General features: G+C 71.0%; 4 protein-coding genes. 1 reads left to right on the top strand and 3 read right to left on the bottom strand.

Features of this window, described 5'->3' with window-relative positions; genetic code table 11:
• The 3 genes from ABD156_RS15080 to ABD156_RS15070 all read right to left on the bottom strand — a co-directional run bounded on the left by ABD156_RS15080 (window position 1) and on the right by ABD156_RS15070 (window position 21,151).
• Complete coding sequence (locus ABD156_RS15080; RefSeq protein WP_344272583.1) at window positions 1-17,589, bottom strand: non-ribosomal peptide synthetase; 17,589 nt, start codon at window positions 17,587-17,589, stop codon at window positions 1-3.
• A gap of 75 nt (window positions 17,590-17,664) precedes the next feature.
• Window positions 17,665-18,954: a serine hydrolase domain-containing protein gene (locus ABD156_RS15075; RefSeq protein ID WP_344272580.1), complete on the bottom strand. Its 1,290-nt coding sequence runs from the start codon at window positions 18,952-18,954 to the stop codon at window positions 17,665-17,667.
• Window positions 18,955-19,930: 976 nt separating this feature from the next.
• Window positions 19,931-21,151 carry an MFS transporter gene (locus ABD156_RS15070; RefSeq protein ID WP_344272577.1) on the bottom strand — a complete coding sequence of 407 codons (1,221 nt, stop codon included), beginning with the start codon at window positions 21,149-21,151 and terminating at the stop codon, window positions 19,931-19,933.
• A gap of 559 nt (window positions 21,152-21,710) precedes the next feature.
• Here ABD156_RS15070 and ABD156_RS15065 point away from each other — a divergent pair.
• Complete coding sequence (locus ABD156_RS15065) at window positions 21,711-23,126, top strand: FAD-dependent monooxygenase (protein WP_344272574.1); 1,416 nt, start codon at window positions 21,711-21,713, stop codon at window positions 23,124-23,126.
• Window positions 23,127-23,337: the final 211 nt, after the last annotated feature.

The raw sequence follows: 23,337 nt of genomic DNA, 5'->3' as shown, positions 1-23,337 counted from the left end.
TCACGATTCCAGTTCTGCGGCAAGGCGTTCCAGCTCGCTGAGCACGAGGTCTTCGACGGTTTCGGCCAGCGCCGCGACGGTGCGCGCGGCCAGCACGTCGGCCGGGGTGAGCCGGACGTCGAAGAGCGCGCTCGCTTTGGCGGAGATGTGCAGGCTGCGCAGCGAATCGCCGCCGAGGGCGAAGAAACTGTCCTGCGTGCCGACCCGGTCCGCGCCGAGCACCTCGGCCCAGATCCCGGCGAGCGTGCGCTCGGTCTCCGTCCTCGGTTCGACGTGTCCGGTCTCCGCCGCCCGCGGTGCGGGCAGTGCGCGTCGGTCGAGTTTTCCGTTGGCGCTCACCGGAAGCCGGTCGAGCGCGACGAACACCGACGGCACCAGGTAGTCCGGCAGGGACCGGGCCAGGAACTCCCTGAGCACGTGTTCTCCGGCCGCCCCGACGACATAGGCGACCAATTGCTTCGCGCCGGGCTGGTCCTCGCGGACGAGCACCGCGGCCTGCGCGACGTCCGGATGCTTCGCCAGCACGGCCTCGACTTCGCCCGGTTCGACCCGGAACCCGCGCAGTTTGACCTGGTCGTCGCGGCGGCCGAGGAATTCCAGCGTGCCGTCGGGCCGCCAGCTGACGAGGTCGCCGGTGCGGTACATCCGCTCCCCCGGCGGGCCGTCCGGGTCGGCGACGAACCGGTCCGCGGTCAGGCCCGGCCGGTCGCGGTAGCCCCGGGCGAGGCCCGCGCCGGCCAGGCACAGCTCGCCGGGCACGCCCGGCGGCACCGGACGGAGGTCCGCGTCGAGCACCCGGGCGCGGGTGCCGTCCAGCGGGCGGCCGATCGGGATCCGGTCCGGCGGCGGCGCGTCCATCGGATAGGCGGTGGCGAACACCGTCGTCTCGGTCGGGCCGTAGCCGTCGACGATCCGCAGCCCCGGACACGCCGCCAGCACCCGCCGCACCGCCTCGGCCGGGACGACGTCGCCGCCGGTCCAGACCTCGCGCAGGCCGGTGAAGCATTCCGGCGTCTCCTGGGCCAGGATCCGGAACAGCCCGGCGGTGACCCACACCGCGGTCAGGCCGTGCTCGCGGACGAGGCCGCGCAGCAGCGGGGCGTCAAGGCCCGGGTCCGGGCTGGTGACGACCCAGCCGCCGGTGAGCAGCGGCACCCACAGCTCGTAGGTCGCGGCGTCGAACGCGAGCGGCGAGTGCAGCAGGACCCGTTCGTGCGCCCCGCAGCGGAACCGGCGGTCGGCGGCCAGCGCGGCGACGTCGCGGTGGCGCACCACCACGCCCTTCGGCACCCCGGAGGAGCCGGACGTGAACATCACGCAGGCCGCCTGATCCGGGTCGACGGCGAGGTCCGGATCACTGTCCGGCTCGTCGTCCACAGAGGACAGCAGAACCGTCTGGGCGAGCGGATGTTCCTCCGCCGCGACGATGAACCGGACGCCGTCGAGCAGCACCCGCTGGCGCTCTATCGGCGCCCGCGCGTCGATCGGCAGATACGCGCCGCCCGCCTTGACCACCGCCAGCTCGGCGACCACCGCGGCCGCGTGGTCCACCGCGAGCCCGACCGGTTCCTCCGGCCGCAGCCCGAGCCCGGCGAGCCGGTTCGCGAGCCGGTTGGCCCGCCGGTTCAGCTCGGCGTAGGTGACCGGTTCGCCGCCGAGCACGGCGGCGAGGGCGTTCGGCCGGACGCGGACCTGGTCGGCGAACAAGTCGGGCAGCGACCGGGGTTCCGGTTCGCCGCAGGTGTCGGCCCGTTCCGCGAGGAGCTGGATCTCCGCCGCGGTGATGACCGGGACTTCGCCGAGCGTGCGGTCGCCGTCGGCGGTCAGGCCGCTGAGGATTTCCAGCAGCCGGGCGGCCAGATCCGTCACCGTCGCGGGGTCGAACAGCGCTGGGTCGTAGCCGACGTCCACCGACAGCTCCGCACCCGGCGAAGCCACGACGGTCACCGGGAAGTTCGTCGTCTCCCGGGCGGACAGGTCGCGCACGGTCAGGCCGTGTCCGGCCGCGGCGTCGGTGATCGGGTAGTTCTCGAACACCACCAGGCTTTCGCACAGGTTCACGCCGCCCGGCAGTCCTGCCCAGCCCTGGACCCGCGCGAGCGGCACGTGTCCGTGTCCGCGCGCTTCGGCTTGGGCCGCTTGCAGTTCGGAGAGCCACTCCGCGACGGGAATGCCCCGGTCCACGGCGACCCGCACCGGCAGCGTGTTGATGAAGATGCCGGGAATGTCGTCCACTCCAGGCACTTCGGCCGGGCGACCGGAAGCTGTCGCACCGAACACGACGTCGTTCTGTCCACTGTAGACCGACAGCAGCAACGCCCACGCTCCCTGCAGCACGACGTTGTGGGTGAGGCCGTGGCGTTTGACGAACGCGTCCAGCCGGGCGGTGGCGGCCCGGTCCAGGTGGACGGGCAGCCATTCGGCCGAGCACGGGGCGTGGCCGGACGGCGGGGTCCGGTCGCTCGGCAGCTGCGTCGGGCCTTCGACCCCGGCGAGCGCGGTGCGCCAGAACTGTTCGGCGGCGGTCTGGTCGTGCTCGCCCAGCCAGGCGAGGTAGTCGCGGAACGGGGGCCGGGACGGCAGCGGCTGCCCGGCGTAGGCGGTGCAGACGTCCGAGAGGATCTGGAAGACGCTCCAGCCGTCGAGCAGGACGTGGTGGAACGTCCACAGCACCAGGACTTCCGTGTCCGACAGCCGGGCGAGGGCGACGCGGGCCAGCGGCGCGACGGCCAGGTCGAGGCCCTGCGCGCGGTCTTCGGCGAGCAGCCTTGCCAGCTCCGTCTCGTGCCCGTCGAGGTCGGTCCAGTCGAGGTGCTGGACCGGCAGCGCGGCGTCGCGGTGCACGACCTGGACCGGATCGTCCACGCCGGTCCAGACGAACGACGTGCGCAGCACCGGTGTGCGGTCGACGACCTGCTGCCACGCCGCGCCGAGCCGCTGCGGGTCGGTGACGCCTTCGAGCACGAAGGTCGCTTGCTCGAAGTACATGCCCTGCGCGGTCTGCGACAGGCCGTGGAAGACCATCCCGCCCTGCATCGGCGTCAGCGGGTAGATGTCCTCGACGTTCCGGCCCTCGACCAGCTGGTCCACAGTCGGCTGGTCGAGCGCGGCCAGCGGGAAGTCGGACGGGGTGCGTCCGCCTGCTTCGGGCTCGGCGCAGTGCGCGATGATCTCCCGCAACGCCGTCAGCATCTGCTCGGCCAAAGATTCGACGGTGTCGCCGACGGTGGCGTGGGACCAGGTCAGTTCCAGCACACCCGCTTCGACTCGGCCGACGACGTCGAGCACGTGCGTCCGGGGCGCGTCCGGGTCGACGTCGGCGTCCAGGCTGCCGACGCGGAACAGCCCGCCTTCTGCGCTGCTGAACTGGCCGAGGTAGTTGAAACTCACCTGCGGGTCGATCGCCGGCGCTGCGCCGGTCAGGTAGCGCAGTGCGCCGTAACCGATGCCCCGCCGCGGAATCGCGCGCAGCTGTTCCTTGACCGCCTTCAGCGCAGGACCCCACTCGTCCGGGACGTCCAGCGCGACTGGGAACATGCTGGTGAACCAGCCGACTGTCCGGGACAGATCGATGCCCTCGAACAGGTCCTCGCGGCCGTGGCCTTCGAGGTCGATCACCGGGACTTCGCCGGTCCAGTCCCGCAGGACGCGGCCCAATGCGGCCAGCAGCACGTCGTTGACCTGCGTCCGGTAGACCTCGGGGACGTCCTGCAGCAGCGCGCGGGTTTCCTCGGCGGTGAGGCGGACGGTGACCTCGCGGGTGTCGGCGATGACGCCCGGGTCGCCCGGGGCCACCGGCGGGAGGGACTGCCAGTGGGCGAGTTCGTCGTCGAAACCGCCTGCCTCGGCGTGGTCGGCGAGCCGCCGGGACCAGGCGAGGAACGACGTCGTCTTCGGTTCGAGATCCTCGCCGCGGTAGGCGGTTTCCAAGTCCTCCAAGAGAATCCGCCACGAGACGCCGTCGATGACCAGGTGGTGCGCGGCCAGCAGGAGCCGTCGCCCGTCGAGGACCGCGTTCAGCAGCGGACCGCGCCGCACATCGAACGCGGGCTCGCCGACGAGCAGTTCCACCGGTCCGGCGGGGTCGCTGTGCTGAGTTTGACTGTGCTGAGTTTGATCGAACCGCAGGCGCAGGGCGTCGTGGTGCGCCCAGACCGTCTTCAAGGCCCGTCGCAACGCCGGCTCGTCGACGCCCTCGGCGAACTCCAGCACCACCCGCTGGTCGAACCGCTCCGGCTGGGTCTCGAAGTACCACCGCTGGATCGGTGTGAGCGGCGCTTCGCCGACGACCGGGCCCTGCTCGGCTTTCGGCCCGTGGTCGCCGCCCGCGTGCGCGGCCAAGGCGGCCAGCGTCGGATGCCGGAACACCTCGTGCGGCAACAGGATCAGCCCGGCCCGGCGGGCCCGGGACACGACCTGGATGCTGAGGATCGAATCGCCGCCGAGTTCGAAGAAGTTCGTCTCGGCCCCGATGTCCTCGACGTCCTCGACGCCGAGCACCTCGGACCAGATCCCGGCGAGGACCCGTTCGGCTTCCGTCGCCGGGGCCGTCCGGGTGCCGCTCGCGGCGAAGTCCGGGGCGGGGAGCGCGTTCCGGTCGAGTTTTCCGTTGCCGGTCAACGGCAATCGGTCGAGCCGGACGAACGCGGCCGGGACCATGTAGTCCGGCAAGGTCTGCCCGAGGAACGCGGGCAGCTCGTCCGCGTCGCCGGTGTAGTAGGCGACGAGCCGCTTGACGCCGTGGTCCTCGCGCGCCAGCACGGCGGCCTGGGAGATCCCGGGATGCGCGGCCAGCGCGGCCTCGACCTCGCCGGGTTCGATCCGGAATCCGCGGATCTTGACCTGCTCGTCCACGCGCCCGGCGAAGTCCAGTTCGCCCTGCGCGGTCCAGCGCACGAGGTCGCCGGTGCGGTACATCCGCTCCCCCGGCGGCCCGAACGGGTCGGGCAGGAACCGCTCGGCGGTCAGGCCGGGAGCGCCGTGGTACCCGCGTGCCAGGCCCGCGCCGGCGAGGTGCAGTTCGCCCAGCGCACCCGGCGGCACCGGCCGCAGGTCCGGACCGAGGACGTAGGCCCGCGTGTTGTCCAGCGGCTTCCCGATCGGCACGACGTCGGGCACCGGGCCGAGCACCGGGTGCGACAGCGCGAAAGTCGTCGTCTCGGTCGGGCCGTAGACGTCCACGACGGTCGTGTCCGGGCAGGCTTCCCGCACCCGTCGCACGGCGGCCGACGGGACGGCGTCGCCGCCGGTCCAGACCTCTTGCAGCCCGCGGAAGATCTCCGGTGCTTCGCGCGCCGCGAGCCGGAACAGGCCGGTAGTGAGGAAGGCGGCGTTGACCCGGTGCTCGGCGAACAGGCGGCCGATGGTCTCCAGATCGAGGTCTCCAGGCGGGGCGACGACGACCGTGCCGCCGCCCAGCAGCGGCACCCACAGCTCGTACGTCGAGGCGTCGAAGGCCTGGGACGCGTGCAGCAGGATCCGGTGGTGCGCCGCGAAACGCCGGTCCGCTGCCAGCGCCACGATGTCGCGGCGGCTGGGTGCGACGCCCTTCGGCTTCCCGGTCGAACCCGAGGTGTACATGACGTACGCCAGGTTGGCCGGGTCTGCCTTCGGGAGCTGCACGGCCGCGGTCTGGTCGCCGGGCACCACGACGGGTCCACTGTGGACCTTGCTCGCGGTCTCGCGCCACGCGTCGTCAGTGACCAGGATCTTGACGCCGGACAGGAGGGTCTTAAGCCGGGGCTCGGGGGCGCGGGTGTCCAGCGGCAGGTAGGCCGCACTGGCCTTGACGATCGCGAGTTCGGCGATGATCAGCCCCGGCGAACGGTCCATCAGCACGCCGACGAGCGTTTCCGGCTGAGCGCCGAGCGACACCAGGTAGCGGGCGAGCCGGTCGGATCGCCGGTCCAGCTCCGCGTAGGTCAGGCGGATCCCGTCGCCCGCCACCGCGACCGCATCCGGTGCCAGCCGGACCTGCTCGGCGAACAGTTCGATCAGGTCGCCTTCCGGAAGCGGCTGGCTGGTGTCGTTCCAGTCGCGGAGCACCCGCTGCCGCTCGGCCGTCGTGAGCAGGTCGATGTCCTCCAGCGACTGATGCGTGCCGAAGGCCTCGAGGACAGAGGTGAGCTGCCTGGTGATCCGCTCGGCGGTCTCCTCGTCGAAAAGATCAGGGTCGTAGCCGACGTCCAGGGTCAGCTGCTCCCCCGGTGACGCAACGACGCTGATCGGATAGTTCGTCGTCTCGGCGGCGTCAACGTCGCGCAGCTTCAGTCCGCGCGTTGACGCGTTGTCGATCGGGTAGTTCTCGAACACCACGATGCTGTCGAAAAGGCTTCCTCCGCAACCACTCCACGCCTGCAGCTTCGTCAGCGGAAGGTGACCGTAGCGGCGGGATTCGACCTGAGCGGCCTGCAACTGGGCGAGCCACTCGGTCACGTCGGCCCCGGCCACGGTGACCCGCACGGGCAGGGTGTTGATGAAGATGCCGGTGATGTCGTCCGCGCCGGGCAGGTCGACCGGACGGCCGGAAACCGTGGTCCCGAAGCAGACGTCGCGCTCACCGCTGAGCCGGGCCAGCACCAGCGCCCACGCGCCCTGCAGAACGGTATTGAGCGTGAGACCGGCGCCGCGAGCGAAGTCCCTTAGCCGGGCGGAGTTTTCGACCGGCACGCGCAGCCATTCCGAAGACCGGGAGGTGTGCGCCTGCGCGGGCGCGCGGTCGTAGGGCAGCCGGGCCGGGGCCACGAGACTGCCGAGTTCCCGCCGCCAGTGCTCCTCGGCCGCGGCGTCGTCCTGCCGGTCCAGCCAGGCCACGTAGTCGCGGAACGGCGGTCGTTCGGGAAGCTCGGCGCGGGAGTACGCGGCGAAGACGTCCGACAGCACACCGAAGACGCTCCAGCCGTCGAGCAGGACGTGATGGAACGTCCACAGCACACGCACTTCGGTGTCCGACAATCGAGCGAAAGCCAGCCGCAGCAACGGCATTGCGGTGAAGTCGAGCCCTTGTGCCCGGTCGGCGGCGAGGAGTTCCCGCCACGCCTGGTCGCGTTCGTCCGGGGTCCGGCCGCGCCAGTCGTGCCGCGCGATCGGGATCGGGACCTGCCGCTGCACGACCTGGACCGGCTCGGGCACGCCCTCCCACGCGATCCGCGTCCGCAGCACCGGCGTCCGGTCGACCACCTGCTGCCACGCCCGTTCCAGCGCGGCCACGTCAGTTTCGTTCCGGACGCCGTCGAGCACGAAGCCAACCTGCTGGAAGTAAACGCGCTCGCCGGGCTGGGACAGCGCGTGGAACACCATCCCGGACTGCATCGGCGTCAGCGGGTAGACGTCCTCGACCTCGCGGCCGTCGCCGACCAGGTCGTCCACAGTGGACTGACTGAGCGCCGCCAGCGGGTAGTCCGACGGCGTCCGGCCGCCCGCCCCCGGCTCCGCGCAGTGCCGGATGATCTCGCGCAGCGCGGTGGTCATCGCTGCGGCTAGGGTGTCCATAGTGGACCGTTCGTGGACGCCTTCGGCGTAGTACCAGGTCAATTCCAGCTCGCCGGCCTCGACGCGGCCGACGACGTCCAGCAGGTGCGCCCGAGCCGAGCGCGGGCTCTCATCGGACTCCAGCCGGCCGGAGCCGAACTGGCCGAGGTAGTTGAAACTCACCTGCGGGTCGATCTCCGGCGCGGCACCGGTCAGGTACCGCAGCGCGCCGTAGCCGATCCCGCGGCGCGGCACCGCGCGCAGCTGTTCCTTGACGGACTTGAGCGCGGGACCCCAGTCGTCCGGGACGTCCAGCGCCACCGGGAAGACCGTGGTGAACCAGCCGACTGTCCGGGACAGGTCGACGTCGCCGAACAGTTCCTCGCGGCCGTGGCCTTCCAAATCGACCACGGGGGTCCCGCCGGTCCAGTCGCGCAGGACGCGGCCGAGTGCGGTCAGCAGCACGTCGTTGACCTGCGTGCGATAGGCCTTCGGGACGTCCCGCAGCAGCGCTCCGGTCTCCGCCGCGGACAGCCGGGCGGTCACCGAACGCATCGAAGCGTTGGTCGCGTCGCCTCGGCCGTCGACCGGCACCGTGGTCCGGCCGGACACGCCTCGCCAGTAGCCGAGTTCGTCGTCGAATCCGCCCGCGGCGGCGTGCTCGGCGAGCCGGATCGCCCAGTCGCGGAAGGACGTCGTGCGGGGGCCGAGATCGATCGGTTTGCCCTCCAGCACCTGGTTGTACGCGCGCTCGAAGTCCTCGATGAGCACGCGCCAGGAGACGCCGTCGACTACGAGATGGTGCACGGACAGCCGATCCTGGTCGAAGCTGACCAGCGGTGTCTCGGCGCCGACCGGGCCGTTCTCCTGCAGCCAGTGGGTTTCGCCGCGGGCGAAGCGCATCCGGAGCGCGTCGTGGTGCGTCAGCAGCGCCTCCACGGCCGCGCGCGCCGCGTCCGGATCGACGGTGCCGAGCCGGACGTACTGGTGGAAGTGGTCCGGCTCAGCCGTTTGCGTCGCGAAGAACCAGCGCTGGATCGGGGTAAGCGGCACCGGACCGTGGACCGGGCCGCGTTCGATCGCCGCCGTCGCGGTGCGGGCCGCCGTGGCGAGCGCGGCCGGGGTGCGGTGCGCGAACAGGTCCCCGGGCTGCAGTTCCAGTCCGGCTCGGCGAGCGCGCGAAACCACCTGCATGCTGAGGATCGAATCGCCGCCCAGCTCGAAGAAGTCGTCCGTCGCGCCGACGCGTTCGACGCTGAGCACATCGGCCCAGATCTCGGCGATCGCGCGTTCGCGCTCGGTCCGCGGCGCGACGTGGTCCCGCGCGCCGAACTCGGGCGTCGGCAACGCCTGCCGGTCGAGCTTCCCGTTGACGTTCACCGGGAACCGCTCCAGCCGGACGAACGCGGCAGGCACCATGTAGTCCGGCAACGTCTTTCCGAGAAATTCCGCCAGGTCACCGGTTTCACCGACGACATAGGCGACCAGACGCTTCACACCGCCGTCCTCGCGGGCCAGCACGGCAGCCTGTTCGACGCCGGGATGCTCGCCGAGCGCCGCCTCGATCTCGCTCGGCTCGACACGGAACCCGCGGATCTTGACCTGCTCGTCGGCCCGGCCGACGAATTCCAGCGCACCGTCGTCGTTCCAGCGCACCAGGTCGCCGGTGCGGTACATCCGCTCCCCCGGCGGCCCGAACGGATCCGCGACGAACCGCTCGGCGGTCAGCCCGGACCGGCCGAGGTAACCGCGCGCCAGGCCCGCGCCGGCGATGTGGAGTTCGCCGGGCGCGCCGGGCGGGGCGAGCCGGAGGTCGTCGTCGAGGACGTACACGCGGGTGTGGTCGAGCGGTCCGCCGATCGGGACGACGTCCGGCACCTCGCCGGGCAGCGGGTGCACGGTCGCGAACGTGGTGGTCTCGGTCGGGCCGTAGACGTCGGCGACCAGGGTGTCCGGGCAGGCGGCCTGGACGCGGCGCAGCGCTGCCGCGGGGACGGCGTCGCCGCCGGTCCAGACCTCCCGCACGCCCGCGAAGACCTCCGGCGATTCCTGCGCGACCAGCCGGAACAGCCCGGTGGTGAGGAACGCGCCGGTCACGCCGTGCGTGGTGAGCGAGCGGCCGAGCGTCTCGACGTCCACGTCCCCGGGCGGGGCCAGCACAACAGTGCCGCCGTTCAGCAGCGGCACCCACAGCTCGTAGGTCGCGGCGTCGAAGGCCTGTTGCGAGTGCAGCAGAATCCGGTCGTGCCGGGCGAACCGCTGGTCGATGGTGAGTGCCACGACGTCGCAATGCCGTGCAGAGACGCCTTTCGGACGGCCGGTGGAACCGGAGGTGTAGATGACGTAGGCGAGCTGTTCGGGATCGACGCGGACGGCAGGCGGCGTGTCCGAGGCGCTGCTTTCGCCGGTGATGATGGTGCCGGTGTGGACCTCCTCGGCGGTGGCCAGCCAGGTCGCGTCGGCGATCAACACCGTCACGTCGGCCTCGTCGAGGAGCAGCCGCAGCCGCTCGGTCGGGGCGCGCAGGTCAAGCGGCAGGTAAGCGCCGCCGGCTTTGACGATCGCGAGTTCCGCGACGACGAGTTCCGGCGAGCGGTTCATCAGCACGGCGACCCGGTCCTCCGCCCGCACGCCTGCCGCGAGGAGCCGATGGGCCAGCCGGTTCGCGCGGACGTCGAGTTCGCGGTAGGTGATCTGCTCCTCGTCCGTCACCAGCGCGACGGCGTCCGGAGTGCGGCGGACCTGGGCCTCGAACAGCTCGGGCACCGTCTCGGCCGGGAGCGGACGGGCGGTCTCGTTCCGCTCGGCGAGCAGCTGCTGGACCTCGGCCTCGGACAGCATCGGCACTCGGGACACCGGCTTGTGCGGGGCCGCGATCATGCCCCGGACCAGCGCTTCGAGGTGCTCCGCGAGTCTTGCCGCCGCGGTGTCGCCGATCCTCGCGGGGTCGTGCGTGAGGATCATCGACAGCCGGCGTCCGGGGTAGGCGACGACGCCCAGCGGGTAGCTGGTCCGCTCGGCCGCGCGGACGTCGCGCAGCTGCGACACCTCGTCGATCGGATAGTTCTCGAAGACGACGATGCTGTCGAACAGGCTTCCGCCGCCGCTCCACGCCTGCAGCTTGGTCAGGCCGACGTGCCCGAACCGGCGGGATTCCGCTTGTGCCGCTTGAAGATCGCGCAGCCACTCCGCGACTCCGCGCGTCCCGTCGAGCCGGACGCGCACCGGAAGGGTGTTGATGAAGATGCCGGGAATGTCGTCCGCGCGAGGCAATTCCGCCGGACGGCCGGACACCGTCGCGCCGAAGCACACCTCGGTTTCGCCGCTGTAGCGCGCCAGCAGCGCGGCCCAGGCACCCTGGACGACGGTGTTGACCGTGAGCCGGTGCCGCCGCGCGAAGGCGTAGACGGCTGTTGACGTCTCGTCGTCCAGCTCCACCGGGATCCGGCCGGTCGAACTCGACGTGTGCGTGCGGACCGCAGGACGTTCGAGGGGCAGCGGAGTCGGCATCGCTCCGGCGAGTTCGGTTCGCCAGTGTTCCTCGGCTCGCTCCTCGTCCTGGGCGGCGAGCCAGGCGGCGTAGTCGCGGAACGGCGGCCGGGCGGGCGGTTCTTCGCCGCGCAGCAGGGCGACGACGTCGGAGAGGATGCCGAAGACGCTCCAGCCGTCGAGAAGGACGTGGTGGAAGGTCCAGAGCACGCGCACCTTCGTGGCTGATTCTCGTGCGATGACCAACCGTGCGAGCGGGGCCTTGGCGAGGTCGAATCCTTCGGCGAGGTCTTGCTCCAGCTGATTTGCCAGTGCTTTCTCGACGTCCACAGTGGACCAGTCCAGATAGGACACCGGAAGGTCGACCTGGCGGTGCACGATTTGCAGCGGCTGGGGCACGCCGTCCCACACGACGCGGCTGCGCAGGATCGGAGTCCGCTCGACAACCCGCCGCCAGGCCTCGCCGAGCCGCCGCGGATCCGGGACATCGTCCACAGTGAACGAAACCTGTTCGAAGTAGACGCGGTCATCGGGTTGCGCCAGGTCGTGGAACACCATCCCGGCCTGCATCGGCGTCAGCGGGTAGATGTCCTCGACGTCGCGGCCATCGCCGACCAGATCATCCACTGTGGACTGGTCGAGCCCAGCCAACGGGAAGTCCGATGGCGTCCGGCCGCCAGCTCCCGGCTCCGCGCAGTGCCGGACGATCTCGCGCAGAGCCTCGGCCATCGCCGTGGCCAGCCGGTCCACAGTGGACTTATCGTGGACGCCCTCGGCGTAATGCCAGGCCAGCTCCAGCTCGCCGCCCTCGACCCGGCCGACCACCTCCAGCAGGTGCGGGCGAACGGCGTCCGGCGCGACGTCCAGCGCGAGTTCTCGGTGCAGGGTCAGGTCGCCGGGCACGTCGAACTGGCCGAGATAGTTGAAGCTCACCTGCGGTTCGATCACCGGCGCCGAACCGGCCAGATACCGCAGCGCGCCGTAGCCGATCCCCCGTCGCGGGACCGCGCGCAGCTGCTCCTTGACCGCTTTCAGCGCCGCGCCCCAGCCGTCCGGGACGTCCAGCGCGACCGGGAACATGCTGGTGAACCAGCCGACCGTCCGCGACAGGTCGACGCCGTCGAACAGCTCCTCGCGGCCGTGCCCTTCGAGGTCGACGACCGGCGGGTTCCCGGTCCAGTCCCCCAGCACCCGGCCCAGCGCGGCCAGCAGCACGTCGTTGACCTGCGTCCGGTACGCCTTCGGGACCTCGCGCAGCACCGCGTGCGTCTCGTCCGCGGTGAGCCGGGCCGTGACGACGCGGGCTTGGCCGAAGGTGTTCTCCGCCGTGCCGTCGACCGGCAGCGGCGTCGGCGCGGGCAGTTCCCACCAGTGCGCGAGTTCGTCGTCGAAGCCGCCCGCCTCCGCGTGTTCGGCTAGCTTTCTCGCCCACTCGCGGAAGGAAGTCGTCCGGGGTCCGAGGTCGATCTGTTCGCCGCGCACGGCCTGCTGGTAGGCGCGGTCGAGGTCTTCGAGCAGCAACCGCCACGACACGCCGTCGACCACGAGGTGGTGCGCGGCCAGGTGCAGCGTCCGCGGCTCGCCGGACAGCGACCACCGCAGCAGTGTGTGCCCCTCGCCGACCGCGGTGTTGTGCTGATGCCAAGCGTCGCGGTCGTGGCTGAACCGCATCCGCAGCGCGTCGTGCCGCTCGGACAACGCGGCCAGCGCGGAGATCAGCGCGGTCAGGTCGACGTCGGCGGGGAGTTCGACGGCGATCGTCTGGTCGAAGCGGTCCGTGGCCAGCCCGAAGTACCAATGCTGGATCGGGGTGAGGACGACGTCGCCGCTCTCCGGGCCGCGCTGCGGGATCGCCGCGGCCTCGCCGACCGTCGGGGCGAGCGCAGCGATGGTCTGGTGGCGGAACAGGTCGGCGGTGGTCACGCTGAGTCCCGCCTGCCGGGCCCGGGCGCTCACCTGGATGCTCAGGATGGAATCGCCGCCGAGGGCGAAGAAGTTGTCGTCCACGCCGACGCGGTCGAGGCCGAGCACGTCGGCCCAGATCCCGGCGAGCACCGCCTCCCGTTCGGTGCGCGGGGCGACCGTCCGCTCGCTGGAGGTCTGCGGCTCCGGCAGCGCGCGGCGGTCGACCTTGCCGTTGGCGGTCAGCGGCAGTTCGGTCAGCGGGACGAGCACCGACGGCACCAGGTAGTCCGGCAGCGTCCGGGCGACGGCGCGGCGGAGCGCCTCGGTGTCCACGGTTGCCGGGACCACGTAGCCGATCAGCTGCTTGCGTCCGCCGGTGGTCCGTGTGGTCACGAACGCCTGTGCCACCTCGTCCTCGGCGGCCAGCGCGCGTTCGATCTCGGCCGGTTCGACGCGGAAGCCGCGGATCTTGACCTGGTCGTCCACGCGGCCGAGGAATTCGAGGGTCCCGTCGGTGCGCCACCGGCCGAGGTCGCCGGTCCGGTACATCCGGTCCCCGGGGTTGCCGAACGGGTCGGCGACGAACCGGTCCGCGGTCAGGCCCGGCTGGTCGAAGTAGCCGCGCGCGAGCCCGGCCCCGGCGACGCAGACCTCGCCGGCCGCGCCGCGCGGCAGCAGGCGGAACCGGTCGTCGACCACGTGGATCCGGACGTCCCGCAGTGGCGTGCCGATCGGGATGACATCGGGGACCTCGTCCGTGATCCGGAACGAGGTGGCGAAGGTGGTGGTCTCGGTCGGGCCGTAACCGTCCACGACGGCGATCCCGGGGCAGCTGTCGAGGACCCGTTGCGCGGCGGCCGGAGGGACGACGTCGCCGCCGGTCCATACCTCGCGCAATCCGGCGAAGCATTCGGGCGTCTCCTCGGCGAAGAGCCGGAAGAGGCCTGCAGTCAGCCAGAGGGCGGTGATCTTCAGCCGTTGGATCACCTCGGCATCCAGATCGCCCGGCGGCGCGACGACCACCGTGCCGCCGTTGAGCAGCGGCACCCACAGCTCGTAGGTGGAGGCATCGAAGGCGAGCGGGGAATGCAGCAGGACCCGCTCGTGGCCGGAGAAGCGCGGGTCGGTCGCGAGTGCGGTGACGTCCGCGTGCCGCACAGCCACGCCCTTCGGGACACCACTGGACCCGGACGTGTACTCAACGTAGGCCAGGTTGTCCGGGCTGAGGTCCGTGAAGGGCTCCTCGAGGGAATCAGATTCCCTCAAGGAGTCCTTCACGACCAGCGACGTTCCTCTGTGGACAGTGACAGCGGTGTCGTGCCAGGTGTCGTCGGTGAGTACCAGCGACACTCCGTCGAGGACGCGGCGCAGGCGATCGGCGGGGGCGCGCAGGTCCAAGGGCAGGTAGGCCGCGCCTGCCTTGAGGATCGCCAGCACGGCCACGACGAGGTCGGCCGAGCGGTCCAGCAGCACGCCGACCCGCTCCTCCGGCCTGATGCCGCGCCGGATCAGGTGCTGCGCGAGATGGTTCGCCTTCGCCCGCAGCTCTGCGTAGGTCAGGCTGGTGTCGCCGCACACCACCGCTGTGGCGTCTGGACTTTGCTCGGCGCGTCGGTCGAACAGCTCCGGCACCGTCTCGGCCGGTGTGCTCTCCAGCTGGCGTGGAAGCAGGAACCGCCGGTCCTCGGCGGTGAGCAGCGGGAGGTCGCCCACCGGCCGCGACGGGTCGGCGGCGATCCCGGTGAGCAGCACTTCCAGGCTCTGCGCGAGACGTTCGATGGTGGCGGCGTCGAAGAGCGCGGTGGCGTACTCGACGGTGACGCGCAGGCCGTCAGGGCGCGGCCAGAACTCCACGACCAGGTCGAACCGCGCCGAAGGCCGGGGCAGCGTGCACTCGCTGACCTGCAGCCCGGCGACCGTTCGTTCCGACACCAGCGGGCGTTGCAGGACGACGACGGCCTGCACCAACGGCGTCCGCGACGGGTCGCGTTCCGGCTGGATCTCCTCCACCACGCGGTCGAACGGGACGTCGCCGTGCGCGAACGCGGCCAGCGCGGTCTCGCGGAACTCCGCCAGGAAGCGGTCGAACGGCTGCGCACCGTCCACTGAGGACCGCAGTACGAGCGTGTTGACGAAGAATCCGGTCAGCGGCTCCAGTTCGGCCCGGTCGCGGCCGGACACCGCTGTGCCGACCGCGATGTCGCGCTGGCCGCTGTACGCAGCCAGGACCGTTTGGACAGCCGCGGTGAGGGTCATGAACAGGGTCGCGCCCTGCGTCCGGCCTGCTTCGGCGACCCGGCGGACCAGGTCAGCGGGCAGGTCGTGCCGGTGCACCGCGCCTGCCGTGGTGCGCTGCGGGGGCCGGGGGCGGTCGGTCGGGAGCGCGAGCGGTTCGAGACCGTCGAGCGTCTCGCGCCAGTAGCCGAGCTGGTCGAGACGTTCGGACGCCAGACGCCACCGGGTGTAGTCCTGGTAGCCGAGCGGCAGCGGAGGCAGGGACTTGCCGCCGTACAGGTCGAGAAGTTCGTCGGTGAGCACGGCGATCGACCGGCCGTCGGTGACGATGTGGTGCTGGCACAGGAGAAGCAGGTGCTCGTCCGCGGCGAGCGGGAACAGCACGGCTCGGGTCAACGGGCCGGTCCGCAGGTCGAACGGCTCACTCAATTCGGCCTTCAGGACGTCGTCGTCCGGGGCGGTATCCGCCATCCTCAACAGGATTTCCCCGGTCGGCGCGATCCGCTGCATCCCTTGTCCGGCAACGGAATCGAACGTCGTGCGCAGCGATTCGTGCCGTGCGCACAGTGCGGCCAACGCGGTGCGCAGAGCTTCGAGATCAAGCGAGCCGGACAGCCGGATCCCGACGCCGGTGTTGTATTCGGTGCTGCCGCCGGTCATTTCGTCGAGGAACCACAGTCGCCGCTGCGCCGGGGACAGCGGAAGCAGCTCAGTCGGCGACGCGACCGGGATCGCCTGCTCGGCTCGCGAGCCGTTTTCCAGCAGCAGTGCGAGTTTTTCCACACTCGGCGCGTCGAACAGCGCCCGTGCGGAGAGATCCGCGCCGAACGTTCGGCGCAAGCGGGACAACGCCTGCACCGCCAGAATCGAATCACCACCCAGGGCGAAAAAATCGTCGTCGACGCCAATCCGGTCCAGGCCCAGCACTTCGGCGAGGATCTCGGCGACCGCGCGTTCGATGTCCGTCCTCGGTTCAGCCCCGGCGTCTGCCGGTTCCGCCGACGGCGCGGGAAGCGCTTTTCGGTCGACCTTTCCGTTGGCGCTCAACGGAAGCGCGTCCAGTACGACAATCGCCGAAGGCACCTGATAGTCCGGCAATACCGCCGCGACAACGGCTTTCAGGTCCTTTCGCGGCGCGCCCGGCACCAGCACGACGTACGCGACCAGACGCTTCGTGCCCGGCCCGTCCGCCCGCGCGACGACCACAGCCTCCGCGACAGTGTCGTCCGCGGCGAGCACGGTCTCGATTTCGCCGAGTTCCACGCGGAAACCGCGGATCTTGACCTGGTCGTCGGTGCGGCCGAGGAATTCCAGCTCGCCCTCGTCGTTCCAGCGGACCACGTCGCCGGTGCGGTACATCCGCTCGCCGGGCACGAGGGGATCGGCGATGAACTTCTCCGCCGTCGCCCCGGGACGCGCCCAGTACCCGCGCGCGAGCCCGGCACCGCCCAGGTGCAGCTCGCCGGGTTCGCCGAGAGCGACCGGATTCAGCGCGTCGTCCAGCACGTACGCGCGGACGTCGTCGAGCGGGCGGCCGATCGGCATCGCCGTCACGTTCGCCGACTGGGCCGCGTGAGCCGTCGCGAAAGTGGTGGTCTCGGTCGGGCCGTACCCGTCGACGACGGTGACGCCGGGGCAGGCGCGCAGCACTCGTCGCACCGCGCCGGCCGGGACGACGTCGCCACCGGTCCAGACCTCTCGCACGCCCTGGAAACAGTCCGGCGCTTCCTGCGCGACGACCCGGAAGAGACCCGCGGTCAGCCAGACCGCGCCGATGTCGTGCCGGGAAAGAACTTCGCGGAGGCTCTCGACGTCGAGGTCTCCGGGCGGTGCGACCACCACGGTGCCTCCGGTGAGCAACGGCACCCACATTTCGTAGGTCGAGGCGTCGAAGGCGGCCGGAGAATGCAACAGCACCCGCCGATGCGCGTCCCCCGCGAACCGCCGGTCAGCCGCGAGCGCAGCGACGTCGCGATGCCGGACCGCGACCCCCTTCGGCTTGCCGGTCGATCCGGACGTGTGCATCAAATACGCCAGGTTGTCCGGATGCACTGTCACCGAAGGGAAATTAGCTTCCGGCAGCGGCCGCCCCAGCATCGCTATCTGTCCACTGTGGATTTCCGCGGCCCGTACCGGGTCGTCGGTCAGCAGCACGGTGACCCCGGCTTCGACCAGCAGCGTCCGCAACCGGCTGTCCGGCGCTCGCCGATCGAGCGGCACGTACGCACCGCCCGCGGTCACCACGGCCAGCTCCGCGACGATCAGCCCGGCCGACCGCTCCGCCAGCACCCCGACCCGGTCCTCCGCGCGCAGCCCGAGCCGCAGCAGGTACGCAGCGAGCCGCCCCGCCTCGTCGGCCAGTTCGGCGTAGGTCAGCCGGGCCGCACCGTCCACGGCGACGGCGTCCGGTGCCGACCGCGCCTGTGCGGCGAACAGCTCCGGCAGACCGGCGGTCGCGTCCGTTTCGGCCGGGATGTCTTGGGCGGTCATCGTTTCTCGCTACCTTCCGGGCACACCAAGGGATCCCGCGTGGCGCGGGTGGGGACGAGGAGTTCTGCGGGCCGCTCAGCACCTCCGCGCGAGCCGGCCGCCGATTTCGACGGCGGCCGCCGCGCCGGGTTCGCCGCGGAACCGGCCGCAGGGGGTGGCGCGGCCGGTCGCCGGATCGCGGACGGTGAACGTGCCGTCGGCGTACCGGGTCAGTTCGGGGAAGACGTCGCCGTCCACGTCGAGACACGCGCCGCCGAGGCCGTCCGGCCGGACCGTGTACCCGATGGCACCGTTGCGGAAACTGCCGAAATCGCCTTCCGGCATGGGAATCGGGCAGGATTCCGCGACCTGGACGCGGTGCGGCGGGAGGCCGAATTCCGGCAGTTCGCCGACCAGGTCGTGCCAGAGGTCGGTGCCCCCGGCCCCGTTGGCGGTCAGCGCGAGCACGCAGGCGCCTGCCTGGTCGATCCGCAGGTGGCACGAGGTGCCGTCGGCCGTCCCGTCGTGTCCGAGCCAGCGGGATTCCTCGTCCCCGAAACAAGCCAGCCCCAGGCCCCAGCCGTCCGCGAGGCCGAACGGTTCCGCGCCCGGCACCGGCCGGTGCAGGTCGCTCGCGGTCACGACGTCGAGCAGCCCCGGTTTGCCGAGGTGGACCCGGCCGAGCGCGACGAGGTCGCGGGCGCTCAGCGCGAGCGCGCCCGCCGGGTCCAGCATCGGCGGCAGCACCTGCGCGAGCGGGCGCTCGCCGTCGCGCGCGTGCCCGGTCGCGACGCCCGGGCTGTCGACGTAGACCGGCTCGATGTCCAAGGGCCGCAACAGGATCGACTCGACCGCCTGGCGCCAGCCCATCCCGGTGACGTCCTCGATCAGCTGGCCGACCAGGGCGTAGCCGAGATTGGAATAGGAGAACGCGGTCCCCGGCTCGCAGACGAACTCCGCGGACCGCACCTCTCTCCGGCAGTTCCCGGCGGCGTCGGCCGGATCGGAAGGAAGCCCGCTGGTGTGGCTCAGCAGCCCCCGCAGGGTCAGCGAAGCGGGCAGCCCGGGGTCGCCGAGGATCTCGCCGACCGGCTGGTCCAGCTCGAGATCCCCGTCGGAGACGAGCACCATCGCCAGCGTCGCGGTCGCCACCTTGGTGATCGAGCCGATCGGCACGCGCGAGCTCTCCCGCATCGGCCGCCCGCGGCTCTCGACACCGGTCTGGACCATTGCGGTCTCGCCGCCGGACCAGACCGCGACCTGCGCTCCCGGCACCCGATGCCGCACGGCCAGCCGCGCGAGCACCGCGGCCAGCCGCTCGGCATTGCCAGCGCCGGGCGCCGGCCGCTGTCTCGGGGGGTCGAATCTTTCTTTCCGGGAGTGCATGACCATGCCCTTTCGAATACTCGCAGGAGCCGCCCGGGGAATTGCCCCCTGCCCGTGCGGCACTAGCCCCAGCAAGCGCGGACGCCACGAAGCACAGACCCGCGCCGGAATCCATACCCTGCCTAGATCGGTTGCGCTCCAGCAACCGCCAAACGAAGGACCCCCGCAAACACCGGCTCGCACCCTGCGTCACACATTGCCGAGAGCATTCTAAAATATGAACAACGGACTCACACCTCGGGGCGAACACAGATAAGCGGAAGATCAGCCTTCGCATTCGGCGGATCTCCGTCCCGCGCACCGCAGCGATTCCGGTTGCGCCGACCAGCGTAAACCCGCGTTTCCCCGCGCCGCCGGAACGGCGATCACCACCAAAGAAGTGGTGCCAACAGCCGTCGCCGTTACCCCGACCGCAGCAACAGCACGGCCGCGGGCGCGCCTTCGGCCCCACTACGGGAAAAGATCACCGGCCGCCTTCGCCGATAACGTTCCCGAACAGGTAGCGGGACAAGTCGATCTCAGGGAATCCGAGAATCCGCCCGCTAAACCTCACCCGATCACCGGAAGATTCCGGCAGCTGCCCGCCAAGCGGAATTCCCCGATCCCGGTCCGCCGCGCGAATGGCGCGCCGCGGCAGTAGCGCTTACCGCCGGGCAACCCGCTCTTCCGCTGTTCCAGTCCCGCTCGAGTACGCAGTGGCTCCGCCGATTCCGTCACAAGCACCTCCGCCCGCACAGTCGCCGCCGCCGACCGAAACGTTGCAGCTTCTCCCCGACCAATAGCCGAACAGCGGAACCGCCTTCTTGCCGCCGCGGCGTAAATGCCAGTTGTCGGCAGCCTGCCAATAAGCAGACTATTCCAATAAGGACGGTAAAGGAATCCATGCAGTCGGTTTCCCGATCATTGACCAGCGACCTGTGCGGTTCCGGAATACGTCCACTCAGGACATTTCCGCCGCCCTCTCCCACCCGCCCGTTCAGCCGGACGTCTTCCCCGCCCGCATCGCCGAGAGAAGCACCGGCAACGCCGCGGCCAACGCGATCCCCCGCACCGCGCCCGCCACCGGATACGCCGCCCGGATGCCGGCCACGTCCGCGACCAGCCCGCCGGCCAGCGATCCCAGCGGCATCAATCCCCAGCCCAGCATCCGGTAGACACTGTGCACCCGCCCGCGCAGTTCCGTCGGCACTGCCTGCTGCCGCAGGCTGACCGTGACCACGCTCCAGAGCGTCGTGGCGAATCCGTTGATCCCCAGCAGGACCCCGAGAACGACCGCGTTCGGGCTGATCCCGATCAGCCCGAAGATCACCACGTTGCTGGCCAACGCCGTCAATAACGCTTGCAGCGCCCCGATTTTCGCCACAAGCCGTGCATTGACCATCCCGCCCGCCACACTCCCGACCGCGGCCCCCGCGAGCAGCACGCCGTAACCGCGCTCGCCGACGTGCAGGATCTGCGTCGCGAGCAGCACGACCGTCACATTGCCGAGCTGGTAGCAGAACGTGTTCACCGCCAGCAGTCCCGCCAGCGTGCGCAACAACCGGTGCCGCCCGAGCCAGCGCACCCCCTCGGCCGCCGCGACCCGAATCGGCGGCTGCGCGACCTGCGGCACCCGGCGCCGCGGGAGCGTCGCCAGCAACACGGCGGACACCGCGAACGACGCCGCGTCCACGCCGAACGGCAACGCCGCCGCGACCGCGAACAGCAGACTGCCGATCGGCGGCCCGACGAACAACTGCCCGGCATTGGCGATCGCGTACTGACTGCCGTTCGCCCGATGCAGCTGCGCCTCGGACACCAGGTCCGGCAACACCGCGAGCGACGCGTTGGAGAACACGACCTCGCACGCGCTCAGCGCGAACCCCATGACCGCCAAGCCCGCGATGTCGATCCGCCCAAGCCAGATCATCGCCGCGCCCACCGCGACGATCGCCGCCTGCGCGGCTTGCGACCGCCACAACAGGCCGACCCGCTCGCGCCGGTCGACGAGCGCGCCCGCGGGAAGGGAGAGCAGGAGCCAGGGCAGGTAGGTCGCCGCTGAGACGACCGAGACCAGCACCGGGTCGCGCGTGATCGTGACGGTCAGCAGCGGAACGGCGGCCGCGAAGATTCCGTCGCCCGCGTTGTCCACCGCCGAGGCCCACCACAACCGCCAGTACGCGGCGGGGAGTTTGGTTCGGGGTTCGGATTCCTTCATGTGGGCGATGGTTCCGGACTCGAACATGTGTTCGCCATCATGTAGGCTGGGGCTACATCGAAAGTTTCGTGGTGTGCCGTCGTCGTATTTCGCTTGCCGCGGGTTCCTGGGCGCCGCAGACTGACCCGCCGATGCCAAGTCCTGCGCGAATCCCGAATCAGCCCAGCGCGTCCGCCCGCCGACGTGGACGCGCGACGGCTGAACGCACCGCAGCCGGACAGGCGGTCGAGCGCGCCGCGGCCGAGCACCACACAGCTGCGCGCCACCCAGCTGAGCCGACAGCGGCTGGTCCGGCAACGGCCCGGCACACCATGTCTGGATGCACGCCAGCGGCGCGCTTCCGGTCTCTGTCACGCCTCCGCTACGCGTCCGGACACCCGGCAGTCAACCGCGCTGCCACCGCCGAACACCCGACACTCAACCGCCCCGCCACTACCGAACGCCCGACACTCAACCCCGCCTCCACTACCGGACACCCGGCACTCAACCCCGCCGCCACTACCGAACACCCAGCACTCAACCTCGCTGCCCCTCAACGAAGCGAACGAACAGGTGGTTCATGATCGACGTCATCATCTCCGGCTGCGGCCCGACCGGCGCGACGCTCGCCGCCGAGCTCCGGCTGCACGGCGTGCGCGTCCTGGTCCTGGAGAAGGAAACCGAGCCGCTCCCGCTGGCCCGCATCGTGAGCCTGCACATCCGCAGCCTCGAACAACTGGCGATGCGCGGCCTGCTGGAGCGGGTCCTCGAACGCGGACGGCAGCGTCCGGTCGGCGGCATCTTCGCCGGCATCCCCAAACCCGCGCCCCAGGACCTCGATTCCGCGTACCTGCTCGGCATACCGCAGCCAGTCGTCGTCCGTCTGCTCGAAGACCGCGCGATCGAACTGGGCGCGGAAGTCCGGCACGGCCGCGCAGTCGCCGCCTTCGAACAGGACGAGGACGGAGTGACCGTCGAACTGACCGACGGCGAACGTCTGCGATCGAAGTACCTAGTCGGCTGCGACGGTGCGCGCAGCACCGTGCGCAAACTGCTCGGCGTCGGCTTCCCCGGCGAACCCTCGCGGACCGAGACCCTGATGGGCGAGATGCCCGCGACCGCGCCGCAGGAGGAGATCACCGCCAAGGTGGCCGAGATCCGCGAGACCGACAAGCGCTTCATGCTGAGCCCAGTAGGCGAGGGCGTCTACCGCGTGGTGATCCCGGCGGCGGGCCTCAGCTCTGAACCGCCCGTTCTCGAGGACTTCAAACACCAACTGCACGCCATCGCCGGAACCGACTTCGGCGTGCACTCCCCACGCTGGCTGTCCCGCTTCGGCGACGCCACCCGCCTGGCCGAGCGATACCGAGTCGACCGGGTGCTGCTCGCCGGCGACGCCGCGCACATCCACCCGCCCACCGGCGGGCAGGGCCTCAACCTGGGCGTCCAAGACGCGTTCAACCTCGGCTGGAAGCTCGCCGCGCAAGTCCGAGGCTGGGCCCCGGCGACCCTGCTGGACACCTACGAGACCGAACGCCATCCGGTCGCCGCGGACGTCCTCGACAACACCCGCGCCCAAATGGAACTGTCCTCCGCCGACGCGGGACCGCGGGCCGTGCGCAAGCTGCTCGCCGAGCTGATGGACTTCGACGAGGTCAACCGCCGCCTGATCGGGAAAATCACCGCGATCGACCTCCGCTACGACTTCGGCGAAGGCCCCGACCTGCTGGGCCGTCGCCTCCCCGACCTCGACCTGAAACAGGGCCGCCTCTACGACCGCCTCCACCAGGGCCGAGGCCTGCTGCTGGACCGCACCGAACGACTGAACGCCGAAGGCTGGGCCGACCGAATCGACCTCACCGCGGACCCCGCCGCACCCCTGGACGCCCCGGCCGTCCTCCTGCGCCCGGACGGATACGTCGCCTGGATCGGCGAGGACCAACAGGACCTGAACACCCACCTGACCCGCTGGTTCGGGCCGCCCGCTGGTGCCTGAGCACCGCACGAGTACCGCATAAATGTCGCTCGGGCGCGGCGAAGTTCGGCGGGACTTCGCCGCACCCGGAACACCTGCTGGATCGGTGACGGCCAGAAAGCCCTCGACGCTCCCTCTGGCCCGGCAACCCTTTGGACGACTGCCACAGGCCGCCACCCAGACCGGCAAGCCCGCCGCAGAGTTCAGCCAAGCCCTCCGCTTCCAGCTGGAC

The sequence above is a fragment of the Amycolatopsis albidoflavus genome (genome assembly GCF_039525725.1).
Taxonomy (GTDB): Bacteria; Actinomycetota; Actinomycetes; order Mycobacteriales; family Pseudonocardiaceae; genus Amycolatopsis; species Amycolatopsis albidoflava.
The sequence above is the reverse complement of the archived record's forward strand: the minus strand, read 5'-3'. Positions and strand labels throughout refer to the sequence as shown.